Annotated in this window: 13 protein-coding genes and 1 tRNA gene; 4 read left to right on the top strand and 10 right to left on the bottom strand. The window is 66.0% G+C overall.

The annotated features are described in order from the left end of the window. Positions 1–5 precede the first annotated feature (5 nt). Genes ACEN9F_RS31995 through ACEN9F_RS31970 form a run of 6 tightly spaced genes read right to left on the bottom strand, consistent with a single transcriptional unit; the run spans position 6 to position 8712 of the window. Positions 6–236, bottom strand: a complete 231-nt coding sequence (locus ACEN9F_RS31995; protein WP_413426914.1) for an acyl carrier protein — start codon at positions 234–236, stop codon at positions 6–8. Positions 237–267: 31 nt separating this feature from the next. Continuing rightward, positions 268–1929 (bottom strand): fatty acyl-AMP ligase, encoded by a 1662-nt coding sequence (locus tag ACEN9F_RS31990; RefSeq protein WP_413426912.1) that lies wholly within the window; start codon positions 1927–1929, stop codon positions 268–270. Between the two features lie 48 nt (positions 1930–1977). Further along, positions 1978–4371 (bottom strand): FtsX-like permease family protein, encoded by a 2394-nt coding sequence (locus ACEN9F_RS31985; protein ID WP_413426911.1) that lies wholly within the window; start codon positions 4369–4371, stop codon positions 1978–1980. 59 nt (positions 4372–4430) lie between these two features. After that, positions 4431–5108, bottom strand: coding sequence for an ABC transporter ATP-binding protein (locus ACEN9F_RS31980; RefSeq protein ID WP_413426909.1), 678 nt, complete (start codon positions 5106–5108; stop codon positions 4431–4433). Positions 5109–5147: 39 nt separating this feature from the next. Then, a complete protein-coding gene (locus ACEN9F_RS31975; protein ID WP_413426907.1) occupies positions 5148–6395 on the bottom strand; it encodes an efflux RND transporter periplasmic adaptor subunit in 1248 nt (415 codons plus the stop codon). 43 nt (positions 6396–6438) lie between these two features. Further along, entirely contained in the window at positions 6439–8712 is a 2274-nt protein-coding gene (locus ACEN9F_RS31970) for a M20/M25/M40 family metallo-hydrolase (protein WP_413426905.1), read from the bottom strand. 708 nt (positions 8713–9420) lie between these two features. Between ACEN9F_RS31970 and ACEN9F_RS31965 the strand changes: the two genes are divergently transcribed. Continuing rightward, positions 9421–10227, top strand: a complete 807-nt coding sequence (locus ACEN9F_RS31965) for a homoserine O-acetyltransferase/O-succinyltransferase family protein (protein WP_413426903.1) — start codon at positions 9421–9423, stop codon at positions 10225–10227. Positions 10228–10256: 29 nt separating this feature from the next. Then, positions 10257–10955, top strand: a complete 699-nt coding sequence (locus ACEN9F_RS31960; RefSeq protein WP_413426901.1) for a 4'-phosphopantetheinyl transferase family protein — start codon at positions 10257–10259, stop codon at positions 10953–10955. A gap of 241 nt (positions 10956–11196) precedes the next feature. Here the strand turns inward: ACEN9F_RS31960 and ACEN9F_RS31955 are convergent. Beyond that, a tRNA-Leu gene (locus ACEN9F_RS31955) sits at positions 11197–11281 on the bottom strand. Positions 11282–11388: 107 nt separating this feature from the next. Here ACEN9F_RS31955 and ACEN9F_RS31950 point away from each other — a divergent pair. Further along, complete coding sequence (locus ACEN9F_RS31950; protein ID WP_413426899.1) at positions 11389–13026, top strand: mechanosensitive ion channel family protein; 1638 nt, start codon at positions 11389–11391, stop codon at positions 13024–13026. On the opposite strand, the gene ACEN9F_RS31945 is transcribed toward ACEN9F_RS31950, so the two are convergent. Then, complete coding sequence (locus ACEN9F_RS31945) at positions 13023–14279, bottom strand: voltage-gated chloride channel family protein (protein WP_413426897.1); 1257 nt, start codon at positions 14277–14279, stop codon at positions 13023–13025. The two genes, ACEN9F_RS31950 and ACEN9F_RS31945, sit on opposite strands and share 4 nt — an antisense overlap. Before the next feature lie 134 nt (positions 14280–14413). On the opposite strand from ACEN9F_RS31945, the gene ACEN9F_RS31940 reads away from it, so the two are divergent. Further along, complete coding sequence (locus ACEN9F_RS31940) at positions 14414–14830, top strand: hypothetical protein (RefSeq protein WP_413426895.1); 417 nt, start codon at positions 14414–14416, stop codon at positions 14828–14830. Here ACEN9F_RS31940 and ACEN9F_RS31935 read toward each other — a convergent pair. Together ACEN9F_RS31935 and ACEN9F_RS31930 are read right to left on the bottom strand one after the other, a co-directional pair. Next, positions 14827–16197, bottom strand: a complete 1371-nt coding sequence (locus ACEN9F_RS31935) for a multicopper oxidase family protein (protein ID WP_413426893.1) — start codon at positions 16195–16197, stop codon at positions 14827–14829. The genes ACEN9F_RS31940 and ACEN9F_RS31935 overlap by 4 nt on opposite strands. Next, positions 16194–17573, bottom strand: coding sequence for a TolC family protein (locus ACEN9F_RS31930; RefSeq protein ID WP_413426891.1), 1380 nt, complete (start codon positions 17571–17573; stop codon positions 16194–16196). The genes ACEN9F_RS31935 and ACEN9F_RS31930 overlap by 4 nt, the downstream gene beginning before the upstream one ends. Positions 17574–17627: the final 54 nt, after the last annotated feature.

The following is a 17627-nucleotide window of genomic DNA, read 5'->3' as shown; positions in this document are numbered from 1 at the left end:
TAGGGTCAGGGACGGGCGTCGATCAACGCGGCCAGCTCTTGCAAGGTGGGGCGGTCGGTCAAGGTCGTCAGGTCGAGTTCAAAGCCGGTCGCCTTCTGGATGGCGCGCACAAAACGCAAGCCCAGGAAGGAGTCGACGCCCTGCTCGTCGATGGGGACGGTCAGCGACAGCGATTCGGCGGGCGCCTTCAACAGGTGTGCCAGTGTGAGTAACAACAGTTGTTCAGTCTTGCTCATCTTTTCCTCAAGAGTCATGAAATAAGCCCGGTCACGCGGGTTCGGCCACCGTGCCCACAACATCCAGCGCGCCGGCCAGGTAATCGAGGCGGCACTGGCTGCGCCGCACCTTGCCGCTGGACGTGCGCGGCAAGGCGCCGGGCCGTATCAGCACGGCATGATCCACGTGCACGCCGTGCTGCGCCGATACGCCCGCCCGCAGCGCCTGCACGATGGCCGGATGCTGGTCCAGCCGCCGCATCCAGGTCCGCTCGACCTCCACCACCACCACCAGCCGCTCCCGCTCGCCCGCCGTCACCGTGAACGCCGCGCCGCCGTCCCGGCGCAACGCCGGGTGGCCGAGCGCCGCGTCCTCGATGTCTTGCGGCGCATACTTTTTGCCATACAGGATCAGCACATCCTTCAGCCGGCCGGTGATGTAGAGCCCCCCCTGGTCGCGATAAGCCAGGTCGCCGGTGCGCAAAAAGCGCACGCCGCCCCGCCCCGCCAGTTGCGCGCCAAAGATCGCCTCGCTCAAGGCCGGACGCCGCCAGTAGCCCTGCGCCACGCTGGCCGAGGCGACCCACACCTCGCCCTCGGCGCCATCGGCCAGCTCCAGGCCGCTGGCGGGATCGACGACGGCCACGCACGCGCCGGGCTGCGGCGCGCCGCAATCGACGACCGGGCGGCCGTGCAGCGTGCTGACGGCCGGCGCGGCGCCGACGCGGTGGCCGGTGATGAACAGGGTCGACTCCGCCATGCCGTAGCAGGGATAGAAGGCGCCCGGCCGCAGGCCATGCGCGGCGAAGCGCTGGACGAACTGCGCCATCGTGCCGGCGCGGATCGGCTCGGCGCCGCAGAACGCCACCTCCCAGGCGCGCAAGTCCACGCCCTCCAGTTCCTCCGGCTCCACGTTGCGCGCGGCCAGCTCAAACATGAAGTTGGGCCCGCCGCTGTGGGTGATGCGGTAATCCGACAGGCGCCGCAGCCAGCGCTCGGGGAACTGGACCAGCTCCGACGGCGACATGAAGTGGGAGGTGCAGCCGGCATACGCGGATTGCAGCACGCCGCCGATCAAGCCCATATCGTGGTAGAGCGGCAGTCCGACCAGGATCGACGAGCCGGGGCCGATGTCCATCGCGCGCCGGATGTCGGCGCAATTACTGACCAGATTGCCATGGCTGACCATCACGCCCTTCGGATCTCCGGTCGAGCCCGAGGTGTATTGCAAAAACGCGGTGGTGGCGGCCTCCACCTCGGGCGCCTGCCAGCGCGCGCGCCATCCGTCACACTGCGCCGTGGCCTGCCAGGCGCGCAGGTCGCCCACGGCCAGCACGCCCCCGTGGCCGTCCTCGATCGGCGGCAAGGCGTAGTCGCACAGCAAATGGCGGCAACCGGCGTCGCGCGCCAGCAAACTCAAGCGGTCCTGCGCGACGTGACGACGCGGCGGCGCCGTCGGCACCACGATCACGCCGGCCAGCAGGCAGGCAAAGAAGCCCAGCACGAAGCAGCGCTGGGTTTCGCACACCAGCAAGACGCAGTTGCCGGCCATGCCCGCCGCCTGCAGGCGCGCGGCCATGGCCTGGGCTTGCGCCACCAGCGCGCCATAAGTCAATTCCTCCGGCTGTCCGGTGCCCGGCGAGAAGAAGCGATACGCGACCAGGTCGGCCTGGTCCCGGCCGCGCTGGCAAAGTAGGTGGTTGAAAGTAGGCATGGGAGAGGTTCCGGCTTAAGCCATGAAGAGTCAGCGGGATGCCCGACGTCAATCGCGCAGCGACAGGCTGGGCCGCATGCGGATCGCCGCCAGCGTGTGGCGCGACGTCGCCGCCGCGGCCACCAGGCAGGACGCGGCCAGCGCCGCCAGCAGCGGCCAGCCGCCGATCGGCGCCCGTTCGACGAAGTCCAGCAGGTAGCGATGGATGATGACGGCCGCCAGCGGCAGTCCAACGGCGGCGGCGACCGCGACGATCAGCGTGAATTCCTTGCCGAGCAAGGCGGCGATCTGCCAGGAGCGCGCGCCAAACAGCTTGCGCACCGTGATCTCGCGCTTGCGCCGCTGCACCGCATAGGCCGCCAGCACATAGATGCCGAAGCCGGCGATCAGGCTGGCGACGACCGTCGACACGGCCAGCATGGCGGCGATGCGGGCGTCGTCTTCCGCATCCAGCGCATAGGCGGCCTCGCCCGTCGACAAATGCAGGACATCCTGCGGGAAATGCCGCTTCCACAATGCTTCGATCGCCTCGGCCACCGGGGCGCGCCCGCCCTCGGTGCGGACGGTCAGCACGCGGGTGGCCTGGGCCAGGAAGTACAGCACCGGCTCGCCGGTTTCGCGCAGCGAGGTGTGGCGCATCTCGCCGGCCACTCCCACCACCCGCAGATTGCCGCCGTCGCCATCCTGGACGTACTGCCCGACCGCCGCCTGCGCCGAATCGAAACCCAGGGCGGCGGCGGCGCGCGCGTTGACCACCACGGCGTCGGTGCCGGGCTGGTCGAGCTTGGCGCTGAACACCCGTCCCGCCAGCGCGCCCACGTCGTAGGCCGCGAAGAACTCGCCGCTGACGCCCTTGAGCGTCATGCTGACCGCCGCGCCGCCGGGGCGGCGAATGTGCTCCAGCTGCTTGACGCGATGACGGCCAACAATCTCGTGCGCGGCCGCCACTTCGGTGACGCCGGGCAGGCGCGCGACGGCGTCGCGGAAGCTGCGGTTGACTTCGCTGCCCAGGTTGGTCGACGGCACCAGTTCCACCTGCAGCAAAGGCGCGGGATCGAAGCCCGGGCTGGACCGGGCCATGTAGTAGGTTTGCCAGGCGATCGCGATGCAGCAGCCGCTCAGGCACATGGCGGCGCCGAACTGCACGATCGTCAAGGCGCGGCGCAGCCACTGGCCGCTCGCCGTTTCGGCGTTGTCGCGGCCGGCGAGGGCCTGGGTCGGCCGCACGTTCAAGGCCACCCACGCCGGATAGGCGCCGGCGGCGAGGCCGAGCAGCACGCTGCCCAGCAGGCAGGCGAGCACGCCGGCGACGTCGAACAGTTGCAGCGCGGTGCGATTGACCAGGCTGGCGAACGGGTGCTGCAGCGCCCACGCCAGCAGCAATCCCAGCACCGCCGCGCCCAGCGCGGTCATCACCGACTCGGCCAGGAACAAGCCGACGATGCGCACCATCGGCGCCCCGAGCACCTTGCGGACGGCGATCTCGCGCTGGCGGCGCAGGGTGCGCACGGTGGACAGGCTCACGAAATTGAACACCGCCAGCGCCAGGATCACCGCGGCCACCGCGCACAGGCCCAGCATCGCGCGCAGGTCGCCATGGGTGCGCTCGCTGACATCGAATTGCACATCGTCGCGGAAATAGGCGTCGCGCAACGGAATCAGACGGGTTTCCAGCAGCTTGCGCTCGCCCAGCTGCGTCAACACCTCCGGCGGCACGCTGTTGCGCAGCGGCGAACGGTCGGCGGCGTCTTGCAACTGCCGCGTCACGCCGGCCGCGCCGAGCGTCTCGCCCAGGCGCAGATAGACCCGGCCGTCGAGCGCGGCCCAGTTGCTCAGCAGGTCGGCGCGTTTTTCCGGCGCCAGTATGGTGCCTTGCACGCCAGCCAGTATCCGGTACGGAACGGTGGTGGTGGCCGGCGGGTTCGGCAGCAGCGCGCCCACGGTGTAGGCGCGCCCGGCGATCCGCACCACCTGGCCCAGCGGCGGCTGGTCGGCGAACAACTGGCGCGCGGTATCGGCCGTGACGGCCAGCGCATCGGGCCTGCCCAGCGTGGCGCGCAGGTCGCCCTGCTGCGCCTTCACGCCGAACACGTCGACGAAAGCCGGATCGACCAGGTGCAGGTCCAGCTCCTGCACCTGGCTTCCCACCACCACCGAACGGGTTTGCTGCAGATAGGCGCTGGCCTGCACCGCCACGCCGCTCTGCCGCAGTTGCGCGACGATCGCCAGCGGGCTTTCCTGCGTCCAGTTCTGGCTCGCTTCGCTGAAATTCAGTTTGGTGTTGACGAGGTAGACTTGCCCGGCCTGCGGCACATGCGCGTCATAGCTGAAGGAAAACCGCACAAAACCCAGCAGCAAAAAGACGATCGCGATCGCGACGCTCAGCCCGAGTATCACCACGGCCGAGTATGCGCCTTGCTTGCGCAGTTGCCGCCATCCCACATGAAAATCCTGCCTATGCATATCACTCCCCCAAAGCCGCCTGTCGTTGCCACGCCACCTTATGCCGCCTGCCTGACCTCGTCGGACAGGATGCTGCCGTCCAGCATATGGACCGTGCGGCCCGCCTGCGCCGCGTGCTCGACCGAGTGGGTGACCATCACCACGGTGGTGCCCTCGTCGTTGATGTTTTTCAGCAGCGCCATGACTTCCTCGCCGTGCGCCTGGTCGAGATTGCCGGTCGGCTCGTCGGCCAGCAACAGCAGCGGCCGGGCCACCAGGGCCCGCGCGATGGCGACGCGCTGCTGCTGGCCGCCCGACAACTGCGACGGATAATGCCCGGCGCGGTGGGCCATGCCCAGTTTGTCGAGCATCTGTGCCACCCGCTCGCGCTGGTCGGGCGCGCCGCTGTATTCCAGCGCCAGCCCGACGTTCTCGGCGACGGTCAATTCCTCGATCAAGTTGAAGCTCTGGAAAATGAACCCCACCCTGCCCCGGCGCAGCTCGTTGAGCTGACGCTCGTTCAAGCCCTCCACCGCCCGGCCGTCGAACTCGTAGCGGCCCTCGTCCGGCACATCGAGCAAGCCCAGGATGTTGAGCAGGGTGGACTTGCCGCAGCCGGAGGGGCCCGTGATGGCGACATAGTCGCCGCGCGCGATCTCCAGGTTGACGTCGCGCAGGGCCGCGGTCAGCACGTCGCCCGCGCGGTAGAGTTTCTTGATGCTCTTCAAATTCAACATAGCTGTCCTCTTTACGTGATTGCCGATACAGTGCTTGCCTTACTTGTCCAACAGCAGCTTGGCGGCGCCGCCGAAAGCGGCGTACGACGACACGATGACGCGCTCTCCCGGCTGGGCGCCGGACAACACCTCCACCTGAGCGGTGCTGCGCCGCCCGAGGCGCACCGGACGGCGCGTCGCCGTGCCGCCGTCGGCGCCGACCACATAGACCCAGGCCCCGCCCGCGTCGTTCACGAAGGCGCCGTTCGGCAACAGCAGCGCGTCGGCCGGCTCGCCGAGCGACAGCGTCACATCCAGGGCTTGTCCCGGGCTGATGCCGCCGGGCTGTTGCGCCGCGAATTCGAATTCCGCCCTGAAGCGCCCGTCTTTCACCTGGGGGAAGATCCTGGCCACGTGCAGCGCATAGGTGGCGCCGCCATGCCCGGCCTGCGCCACCTGCCCTTCCTTGATGCGCGGCAGATAGAACTCGTCGATGTCGGCCTCCAGCTTGAAGGTGGAGGGATCGTCGATCCGGCCCAGGTGCTGGCCCAACTGCACCGTTTCGCCGACCTGCAGATGGAAGTCGGTCAGGCGCCCGGCCAGCGGCGCCCGCACCGTCAGCGCATCCAGCGCCTGTCCCATCAGCGTCAAGCCCGAGTCCAGCGTGGCGATCGCGCCTTCCATCTGCTTGACCGCGGCGGTCTTGATCGCCAGCTCCGCCTCGAAGCTGCGCAATTGCTGGCTCTGCTGTCGCTTGACATTGCCGACCTTGTCGGCCGCGTCGCGCAACGTGGCCTGCCCCATGAAGCCCTGCTGCGCCAGCGCCGTGGTGCGCTCCAGGCCCTTCTCGGCCTCGCTCAGGTCGTAGGCCAGGTCCGCCGTGCGCCGCTCATGCTCGGTGCGCGTGCTCTCCAGCACCACCCGCAGGTTCGACAAGTTCGATATCTGCTGGGCGCGGTCGGCCTCGCGCGCCAGCAACTCCAGGCGCCGCTGCGGATTCGACAGCCGGAACAACAGTTGCTGGGCCTTGAGCGGCGCGCCGTCGCGCACGAACAATTCCTCCACCTTGCCCGACTCGATCGAGTCCAGCACAATGGATTTGCTTGGCAACGCCCTGGCGCGCAGGATGATCTGGTCCAGGAACATGCCGCGCCTGACCTGTGCCATGCGCACCTCTTTCGCGGCGACGCGCAAGCCGCTGGGCGTGAAATACCACCACCCGGCGGCGGCCAGCGCCAGCGCCAGCGCGATCGGCAGAACGCGCCGCCGGGCCGCCTTGCGCGGCGCGATCGGTGCGACCGTATCCATCGCCGCACCGCTCGCGGGCAGTTGATTTGGCAGCTTGCGCATATCAGGGCAAGGAAGAAAGGGCGGCCGCCGGAGCCGGCGAGAGGTTCAACAGCCTGACCACCTGCAGCGTGTCGCTGCCGACGAAGGGCTGGGCGATCATCCCGGCCGGACGCCGCTGCCGCGGTTGCAAAGGCAAGCCGTAGCGCACGTCGATCAGCCGCAGTTGCATGGCCGCCGAGGGCGCCATCGTCAATTCCAGCAATGCCCCGTCGGCGGGCATGCCGTAGGCCTCCAGGCGCCAGCGCTCGTTCGCCTGGTCGGACACCAGGCGCCCGCCGAATCTGGCGCGCAGCACCGTCGCGCCATCGACCTCCACCACCAGTTTCGGCGACAGGTCGGGCGACTTGAGACGCAGGCGCACTTGCCGGCCGGCCGGGGTCAGCTCGTCGCGCTCGACCTCGGCGATGGGCACCGCCAGCGCCAGCGCCGGTCCGGGCGCGGTCCAATATTCCCAGCTGCGCGCGCCAAATACTTCCGGCAGTTCGCGCCGCACGCGGTCCTTGCCGATGAACTGGCTGGTCCAGCCATCCAGTTCGTCATCCGTCGACAGCCACCAGCTATACTGCTGCGGGCCCTGCACCAAAGCCAGCGCGTTCGGCGCCGGATGGGACGCATCGAAAGCGGCGCGCGTGCCCGCGGCGACAAAGCAGAAGACCACGGCGGCGGCCAGGCTCAGCGGCAGTACACGCTTGCCGCTGAACAGGCCGAGCATGGGCACCAGCAACAGCAGCAGCAAGCCCTCGACCAGCATCACCACGCCGATCTGCCTGAGCGTCAAGGCCACCGCGACCTGGTGAATCACCGGCACGACGATCAGCATCGCCGGCAAGGCCGCCAGCAGGAATAAAGCCAGCCGGGCAAAGACGCCGCCCCGCTGCTGTCCGGCATCGGCGCGCAGCGTGGCGAACAGCAGCATCGCCAGCAGCGGCCAGGCAAACAGGAACGCGGCGCCGGGCACCAGGACGGTGGCCAGCAGCAGCAGCAGGCACCATAGCGCCGCCGCCCCCAGGAATTGTTCGCGCGGATTGAGCCAGCGCTTGGCGAGCAGGTGGATAAGGTATGCCATCAGCAGGCCCAGCAGGGCAAACCCCGCCACATACCATGGACTGTTATAGGTTTCGCCGAGCAGCAGGCGGCCGTAGCCCGGATACAGCTTGAGCACGCCGCCCCATAGCGACTGGCACAGAAAATACAAGGCGGCCAGGCCCAGCGTGCCGCCCAGCAGCGACGCCAGCACCTTGCGCGCGCCTACCTGGCCGGCGCGCACGTCGCGCCGGACCAGCGCCGCCAGCAAGACCAGCGCGCCGATCGCCAGTGGCCAGTTGAGCAGGACCGGATACGACACCAGGCCGACGGCCGGCAGCGTGAAATACACGCGCTCGCCCTGCTGGCCTATCGTCGCCAGGGGCTGCTCGCCAAAGTGGCGAACCAGGGCCAGCATGGTCTCGCCGGTATGCGCCAGCGTGGCCTGGTCGAGGCGCGCGATGTTATCAAGTTCGGTGTGGTAGTCGGTGGCGTGCTCGATGGCGGCGAAATTCATGCCCGGCAACCCCAGGCGCTTGAAGACCGACAGATCGGTGTCGTTGGGCATGCGGCGATAGATCTCCGCCATCAGGGAGTTGCCCCTGGGCTGCGGCACCTGGCCCAGGCCGTCAATCAGGCCGCCGTTCCGTCCATGCGTTTCAAACATCAACAGTGGCCCGCTGTTGCCACGGAAATCGAAATTCAGCACCAGCGCCACCTGATCCTTGACCCAGGCCTGCGCGGCGAAGGCGTCCGCGCCCAGCAGCCCGCTTTCCTCGGCGTCGGTGAACAGGAAGATCAGGTTGTTGGCAAGGGGCGGCCCGGATTTCAGCGCGCGGATGGTTTCCAGCATGGCCGCCACGGCGGCCCCGTCGTCGGCGGCGCCATAGCTGTTTTGCGCCGAGTCGTAGTGGGCGACCACCATCACCGCCTTGCCGGCGTTCCGCCCCGGCAGCCGGGCGACGATGTTGGCGGCGTGGCCGGCGCTGTTCTTGTATTGCGAGACATAGACCCCCACGCCCTCTTGCACCTCGGCGTCGACACCGCGCGCCTTGAGGGCCTCCAGCAGGTAGGCGCGCACATCGGCGTTGGCCTTGGTTCCGGTTGGATGACTTTCCCGGGCGATCACGCGCAGGCTCTCCAGCGCGCGTCCAGCGGAGAATGCGCCGGGCGCGTCCTCCGCATGCTGCGACGCAGCAACAGAGGCCGACCGCAAGCCCAGCAGCGCCGCCCCCAGCAAGCCCAGCACCATACATACTTCAACCCAGAATTGTTTTTGAGCACGCAAAGTGAGCACGAAAGAAGTTCCCCGCAGAAATATACACAGACCCTTAACAAGGCCTTTTGAACCGCATGTGACGCGGTCCTGCTTTTAACAGCCAACGACACAATCTTTACCAAGCCGAGTACCCATATTTCCACTGGCGAAACCATGTTAAAGGCGCAAATATTAACTAGTCAAGAAAGATTTACTAAATACTAATAGCAAAATGCAAGTAACGCGGCATTAACTATACAAAATGAAGTTAATTACTTTTTTATTAATAGTAAGTTCAATCATTTGATTTTAAACAGTTTTTATTAAAATTTACCGAATGAAAATTGTTGATAAAAAGTCAGAGTTCAACCGCATGAAACATTGAAAAAAGTTTCATGTTGCAAATACCCAACGAGAGAATGTTTTTATTTTCACATTGCGCTAATATTAAGACAATATGGACATTGGCAACCCGCTTCCCGTGCCGCGGCGGCGCCCGCAGCAGCAGTTCGCCGCTCGGACGCCCATGACAAGCTCACGCTCCTCCACCCTTGCGACACCGGCCGGGAACAGCAATCCCACAAGGCACGTTGCATGGGGCGGAAGCGTCGGCCTCACCATTGATCCGTGGCTGCACGCCGCGCGAAGCGCATGACGCAGCGCAGCAAATAAGCTGCGCATAATATTTGCACTGGAGATGACATGCAGGACACCAAGCTACAAATCGGATTGCTGAACATCATGCCGAAGGCGCATGACTATGAGCCGCAACTGCGCGAAGCCTTGGCCGATGTCGGTGATCACTTCGTGTTCCAGCCGGTTCGCTTGGAGACCCATCAATATCTCAGCAGCGCGGGCAACATCGCCAATTACCGGACCTTTGACCAGGTCGCCGCCGCCGGGGTGGACATGCTGATCATTACCGGCGCTCCCGTTGAAAACCTGGACTTCCAGGACATCAACTACTGGCCGGAGCTATCGGCCATCATCGCCCGCTGCGTGGACGCGCAAGTGCCCCTGATGGGGATCTGTTTCGGCGGCCTGGCGCTGTTGCATAGCCTGGGGGTGGAAAAGGAGGTCTTCGCCGAAAAGCGGTTTGGCGTGGCCGAACTCACGCCGGGCGATCCGGGGCGCGCCCGCCGTTATCTGGATCGGCCGTGCCACATGGCGGTCGCCACATGGGCCCTGCCCCGCCGGAGCAGCCTGGCGCCGCTGCTCGGCGACCGCTTGCATAGCATCGCCGAACATGCGGAATATGGCCCGCTGGTGCTGGAGTCGCATGACAACGCGATGTACATCGTACTGGGCCATCCCGAATACCGGCTTCAATGCCTCTATGATGAATGGACGCGCGACAAGCTGCGCAACTTCAGCCACACCCGGCGCTTTACCGAAGCGTCGTTTGAACAGATGGCGAAATTACTGGGCGACCGCAGCACCCACCTGCTCTCGGCTTGGGTGCGGCATTGGCTCGCCAACCGCCCCGTCGTGCTGCAAACGGGGACTTGAGACAAGCGCGAGAAATCCCATGCGATCCGATGAATAACGAACGCACCCACCGCACCTGGCGACAACCGGCGGGAACGTCCCAATGCCTGATTCATGCCATCGACTTTCAAGCGTCGACGTTTTCAACCGCCCGTTTTGCGATGGAAAAAATAAACGCGCCGGTCCACATACGCCGCAGCGTGCTCAAACGACAATGCGAATACTTCCATGGCCGGCTCGCGGCCCGGCATGCCTTGCTTGCCATCGGGGTAGGCGAAACCAACATCGGCAGCGATGCGCTGCGCGCGCCCGTGTTTCCAGCGGCAGTGGTCGGCAGCATCTCTCACATCGATTCGCTCGCCATCGCGGCGGTCATGCCCTCCGGGCAGTGGAATGGACTGGGCCTGGATGTGGAACGGCGCATGGCGGCGCCGGATCTGGCCGATGCCGCGACGGTATTCCTGTGCGCCGAAGAGGAACGCGTTCTGCGTTCGGCCGCCCTGCCATATGAGATGGCGGCGACCATGGCTTTTTCAGCCAAGGAGAGTTTTTACAAAGCCGTAAGCCGCCATTGCGGGCGGGTTCTTGAATTTTCCGCATTGCGATTGCAGGCTATCGACGCATCCAATGCGAAGCTGCACTTTGTGGTGGCGGAACCGGTTTGTGCCGAGTGGCCGGAATACCGCCACTTGTCGGTTGATTATGCGCTTCTCGACGCCGCGACGGTATGCACGGTGTTTTTGTGGTGAATCGCCCCGGAAATGTAGATGGTCCCGACGCCGACGTCGCCGGCGGGCGCAAGCGCGTATGGCGAAGTATGCTGATAGTCCACAAATATTTACAAAGAAATTGTTGGAGGAGCCCCCAAATGGCAAGCATACGGGCCGTGTCCTTGCCGAGTTTAATTTAATGGCCAATGCACAAAAAACGCCATAAACCCCTGATTCACAAGGCTTTATGGCGTTTTATGATGTCGATCAAACAGGCGGGTGGTGCTCCGAGCCGGAATCGAACCGGCACGCCTTGCGGCGGGAGATTTTAAGTCTCCAGTGTCTACCAATTTCACCATCGGAGCCCACGCAGCCCGATATTATGCCACGAACGGCCCCCAACTGCCATACCGACAACTATTGAATCCGATAACATGGCATCATTGCTAACATCGATGCCTTGAGGATGCTTATGACCGCCCTGTGCCGCCTGCTGTGCGCCCTGCTGCTGACCACGCTGTGCGGCGCCGCTGCCGCAGCCGATCCGCCGGCCCTGCCCGCGCCAGCCGCGTCCACCGCCCCACCCCAGGCCAAGCTGGTCTTCGCCAACCGCACCATCTTTACCTTCCGCACCGCGATGTCGGGCTTCTCGCCGGACGACCGCGCCGAGGGCGCCCGCAAGCGCCTTGAGGCGGCCCTGTCGCGCAACGGCCCGCAGCAAGCGGGCATCCATCCGATCAACGAAGGCACACAGGTGATGCTCGACGGCGCGCTGCTGTTCCTGGTCTCGCCGGCCGACATCAACCCGCTGGCCGGCGACACCACCGACAGCGTCGCCACCGAGAGTGCGGCGCTGCTGAGCAAGGCGCTGGCGGAGCGCCGCGAACAGGCCAGCCCGCGCTACCTGCTGATCGCCGCCGCGTTGTGCATCGCCGCCACGCTGGCCTACGGCGTGATCCTGCGCTGCCTGTACCTGCTGCATCGCTGGGTCGGCACCCGTTCGGCGCAGGCGATCAGCCACCGTCTCGGCGAGGTCAAACTCAAGAACGTGCGCGTGCTCGACGCCGAACACTATGTGCGCTTCATGCGCCACTTGGTCAACCTGCTGATCTGGGGCCTGCGGCTGATCACCACCTATCTGTGGGTCGCTTTCGTGCTGGGCAAAATCCCCTACTCGCGCAGTTGGGGCGAGCGGCTGCAGGATTACCTGATCGACGTCGTCACCGGTGTCGCCCAGAGCATCGTCAACGCCCTGCCCGGCCTGGTGTTGGTGGCCGTCATCGCCGCCATCGCGCGGCTGGTGATGCTGACATTGGGCTCGGTCTTCAAGCGTGTCGAAAGCGGCGAGCTGCAAGTGGGATGGTTGGACCGCGACACCGCCGCGCCCACGCGCCGCATCGCCAATGTGGTGATCTGGCTGTTCGCGCTGGCGATGGCCTACCCTTACCTGCCCGGCGCGCAGACGGCGGCGTTCCAGGGTGTGTCGGTGCTGGTGGGCTTGATGGTGTCGATCGGCGCGTCGAGCATCGTCGGCCAGGGCGCCAGCGGCTTGATCTTGATGTACGCGCGCTCGCTGCGCAAGGGCGAGTACGTGCGCATCGGCGAATCGGAGGGCACGGTGGTGGAGCTGGGCATGTTCGAGACCCGCCTGCGCACCGGCCTCGGTGAAGAGATCACCATGCCCAACGCCTGGGTGCTGTCGAACACCACCAAGAATTATTCGCGCGCGTATCCGGGCACCGGCTATGTGCTCGACACCACCGTCACCATCGGCTACGACACGCCGTGGCGCCAGGTGCACGCGATGCTGGAGCTGGCGGCGGCGCGCACCGAGGATATCGCCAACATGCCCAAGCCGTATGTGATGCAGATCGGGCTGTCGGACTTTTATCCCGAATACCGCCTGGTGGCCTACTCCACTGTGGAGACGCCTCGCCGCCGCGCCGACGTCTTGAACCAGCTGCACCAGCAGATCATCGACGTGTTCAACGAATACGGCGTGGCGATCACCTCGCCGCACTTCACGCAGGAGCCGGCCACGTCGCATGTGATCCCGAAAGAGAATTGGCACGCGGCGCCGGCGGTCGCGCCGCACGACGAACTGGCTTAGGGCTTGCTGCGGTCGCGCCCGACGGGCGGCAGGCGGTGCTTGAGCAGGCCGACGCGCTGTGCGCGATAGATGCCGGCGTGGCCAGAGAACAGATACGCGACCACGCACGCCAGCGCGGCGTAGGGTCCGATCTGCGGGCCGAATAATTCGATCGCCATGATGGTCGATGCCAACGGTGTGTTGGCGGCGCCCGCGAACACGGCGACGAAGCCCAGTCCCGCCAGCATGGCGAACGGCAGATGCAGCAGCGGCGCCAGCGCGTTGCCCAAGGTCGCGCCGATGTAGAACAACGGTGTGACCTCGCCACCTTTGAAGCCGCTGCCCAGCGAGGCCACGGTGAAGGCGAACTTGCCGACGAAATCCCAGGGCGCCACGGGCTGCGCGAACGATTCGACGATGACCGGGATGCCGAGGCCGATGTAGCGCGTGCCCAGCCACCACACCGCCAGCGCGACCACCACGCCGCCGAGCATCGGGCGCAGCGGCGCATACGGGATATGGCGCTTCATGAGGCCCGACGCGGCATGCGTGGATTTGGCGAAGGCCATGCCCACCAGTCCGAACACGACGCCGGCGGCCAGCACGGCGGCCACGCTCCACAGGGTAATCGGCGCGATGGCGCTGATGGCGTAGTGGGTGTGATGCACGCCCCAGGCCATGCCCACCTGGTCGGCGGCGATGGCGGCGACCATGCAGGGGAAGATGGCGTCGTAGCGCAGGCGGCCGATGGCCAGCACTTCCAGGCCGAAGATGGCGCCGGCCAGCGGCGTGCCGAATACGGATGCGAAGCCGGCGCTGATGCCGGCCATCAGCAGGATGCGGCGGTCGGCGTGGCGCAGGCGGAAGATGTGGGTGAGCTGGTCGGCCAGCGTGCCGCCCATCTGCACCGCCGTGCCTTCGCGGCCGACCGAGGCACCGAACAAATGCGAGACCACGGTGCCGATCAAGACCAGCGGCGCCATGCGCAGCGGGACGACATTCTTGGGATCGTGGATTTCGTCGATCAGCAGGTTGTTGCCCGCTTCGACCGAGCTGCCCACTTTCAGATATACCCAGCCGACCGCGAAGCCGGCCAGCGGCAGCAGCCAGATGATCCAGCGGTGCGCCTCGCGCCAGCGGGTGGCGTAGTCCAGCGCGAACAGGAAGAAGGCGGACGCGGTGCCGCCCAGCGCCGCGATCAGGCAGGCGATGAAGGTCCATTTGCCGATATACGGCAGCATGGCGATGGGTTCGGGATAGCGGGCTGGTCTCATAGAGCTTTGCATCCTAGCAAATAAGCCCCCCAGCGGCAACCGATCTCCTGAGATGGATCAAATCGCCTCCAGATGGGTCTAAGACCTTATCAGCCCGGCATTGCCTCTGGCTGCGAGCAAGAGGACGATTCATCATGGAAGAACGTATATCGAAACTGGAAGCCGAGGCCGCCAGCACCACCGCCAGGCTGGCGGCAATGGAGATCAAAATGAATGATCGATTTCGACACCTGGAGGACCAACTGCCTGAACTCCGCCGTAGCAAGGTGGGTGTAGAGCTGCGAGAAGACATAAACCGCCGCTTTGATGAATTGCGGGAAGATCTGAACAGACGTTTTGATGGCGTAGGCCAGCGCTTTGATGGTGTGGGCCGACGCTTCGACGATGCACGAGAGCGCCATGAGCAGACAAACAAGCGCCTCGATCGGATCGAGATAGAAATGCGGGAGATGGTCCGCGAAACGCGTTCCTTCACCCGCTGGGGCGTCAGCGGCCAGATCGGCATCGCGCTTGCGATACTGGTCATGGCCGCCAAACCGTACTACGGCTAGTGCTGGTGGTGCATATCGCCGTCGCGCTTGACGTTCATGGCCTCATCCGGCTTGGCCGGCGGCGCGCCCGGGGCGCGCGGGGCCGGCGGCAGCGCGCCGGTCCACTCATGTGCCACCGTCCCTTTCGGATGCTGGTACCAGCCCGGGTCCTTGTAATCGTTGCGCGCCAGTCCCTCGCGCACTTTCACCGTGGTGAACATGCCGCCCATGTCGATGCCGCCGAACGGCCCGTCACCCGTCATCATCGGCAGCGTGTTTTCCGGCAGCGGCATCATCATATCGCCCATGGATCCGCCCTTGTCGCCCATGACCATATAACCCGGCACCAGGTTGTTGATCTTCTGCGCCACGCCCGCGTGATCGACGCCGATCATGGTCGGCACCTGGTGTCCCATCGCGTTCATCGTGTGATGCGACTTGTGGCAATGGAAGGCCCAGTCGCCCGGCTCGTCGGCCACGAACTCGATGGCGCGCATCTGGCCGACGGCGATATCTGTCGTGACCTCCGGCCAGCGCGCCGACGGCCGCACCCAGCCTCCATCGGTGCAGGTCACTTCGAACGTGTGGCCGTGCAGATGGATCGGATGATTGGTCATGGTCAGGTTGCCGGCGCGGATGCGCACCTTGTCGTTGCGCCGCACCACCATCGGATCGACGCCGGGGAAGGCGCGGCTGTTGAAGGTCCACAGGTTGAAGTCCGTCATCGTGTTGATCTTGGGCGTGTAGCTGCCCGGCTCGATGTCGTAGGCGTTCAGCAGGAAGACGAAGTCCCGGTCCACCGCATGCAGCGCCGGATCCTTGGGGTGCGTGATCCAGAAGCCCATCATGCCCATCGCCATCTGCGCCATCTCGTCCGCATGCGGGTGGTACATGAAGGTGCCCGCGTTCTTGGCGACGAACTCGTAGACGAAGGTCTTGCCCGGTTCGATGCCGGGCTGCGTCAGCCCGGTGACGCCGTCCATGCCGTTCGGCAGGCGCTGGCCGTGCCAGTGCACGCTGGTGTGCTCGGGCAGCTTGTTGGTGACGAAGATGCGCACGCGGTCGCCCTCCACCACTTCGATGGTGGGGCCGGGACTCTGGCCGTTGTAGCCCCACAGGTTGGCCGTCATGCCGGGCGCGATCTCGCGCACCACCGGTTCCGCCACCAGGTGGAACTCCTTGACGCCGTCCTTCATCCGCCACGGCAGCGTCCAGCCGTTGAGTGTGACGACGGGATTGTACGGCCGGCCGTTGGGCGGCGGCAGCGGCGGCTGGGTGGCGGCCGACGATTGCATCGGCGCTTCCGGCAGCGATGCCGCGCCGGCCTTGGTGACCATGCCGGCGCCGATCAGGGCCGCGCCGCTCAGGAAGGATCTGCGGGTGGTCATGGTTGTACTCCTTGGTTGGTTGGCAGGCGGCCGCCAAGCGCGACCTCCAGGTTGGCTTGCGCGGTCCAGTAGTCTTTCAGCGCGGCGATGTAGCCGCTGACGGCCGTGGCCTGTTCGCGCGCATCGGCCAGCAGTTCGAAGACGCTCATCAGCATGCCGTTGTAGCGCAGCAGGGTCTGATCCGATATCTGTTTGCGCAACGGCACGACATTGTCGCGGTAGTGGCGCGCCAGGTCGTAGGATGCGCGATAGTCGGCGTAGCTCGCGCGCGCCTCGCTGCGGGCGTTGACGGCGGCTTGCGCCAGCAGGTTCACCGACTGCATATAGGTCGCTTCGGCGCGCGCCACGCGCGTCGCGCCCCAGTCGAACAGCGGGATCTCCAGCGACAGCTCGTAGCCGCGCGCGCGGGTCCCGCCGTCGCTGTTGCGCACCGCGCCCAGGTCCAGCACATTGATGAAGCGCGTGGTCTTGCTCAGGCCCAGCGTGGACGCCGTGTGCTCGGTATCCAGCCGAGCGGCCTGGATGTCGAGCCGCTCGCTGACGGCGACCTGCTCGACATCGGCCAGCTCGCGCGGCGCGGCCGGCAGATCGGGCAGACGCTCGGGCAGGCGGTACGCGAGCTGCGCGCCGCTCAGTCCCATCAGGCGCGTCAGCTTCTCGCGTGCCGATACGGCGGCTTTCCGCGCGTGGACCGCGTCGGCGACGGTCTGCGCGTGATAGGCCTGCTCGCGCGCCATGTCCATCGCGCTCCAGTTGCCGGCCTTGCGCATGCGCTCGGCCAGCTCGGCGCTGGCTTGCGCCGACGCTTCCACCTGCTGCGCGTAGTCGGCGATCTGGGTCGAGGCCACGGCATCCACCCAGGCGCGGCGCGTGTCGGCGGCGACCTTCAAGGCGTCGTTCGACACCAGCAGCCTGGTTTGCTCGAAGCGGCGGCCTTCGATACGGCTGGCCATCGGCGCGGTGATCAGGCCAAGCAGGTTGAAGGTCAGTGTGCGCTCGATCGAGACTTCGCCGCCGCCGTGGCTGCGCTTGAAATCGAGCACGGGGTTTTGCAGGCGGCCCGCCTGCACCAGGTCCGCCTCGGCCACGCCCAGCGACCAGTAGCTGGCCTGCAGCCCCCGGTTGTTCAGCAGCGCGATATGCACCGCGTCGTCGGCAGCCAGCGGCTGCTCCAGTTTTTTGTCGATGACGGCGGCCAGCGCGCGCGCGTCGTCCTCGTTGCGCGGCAGGCGTCCGGCGACGCTGGCGCTCAAGCCGGTACGCTGTTCGCTGACGCCGGCGGCGGCGCCAAAGCCGCCATCGCCGGACAGCGACGCGCAGCCGCCAAGCAGCAGCGCCAAGCCGGCGCCCGCCGCGAGTTTATGCAGACAGATCATGTCTCACACCTCAAGTTACGTTGAATCGGAAAGGGATGCGCAGCCCGCGGACGG

It is taken from the genome of Duganella sp. CT11-25 (assembly GCF_047302815.1).
In the GTDB taxonomy this organism is placed as follows: Bacteria; Pseudomonadota; Gammaproteobacteria; order Burkholderiales; family Burkholderiaceae_D; genus Rugamonas.
This window is presented reverse-complemented; position numbering and strand designations above follow the sequence as displayed.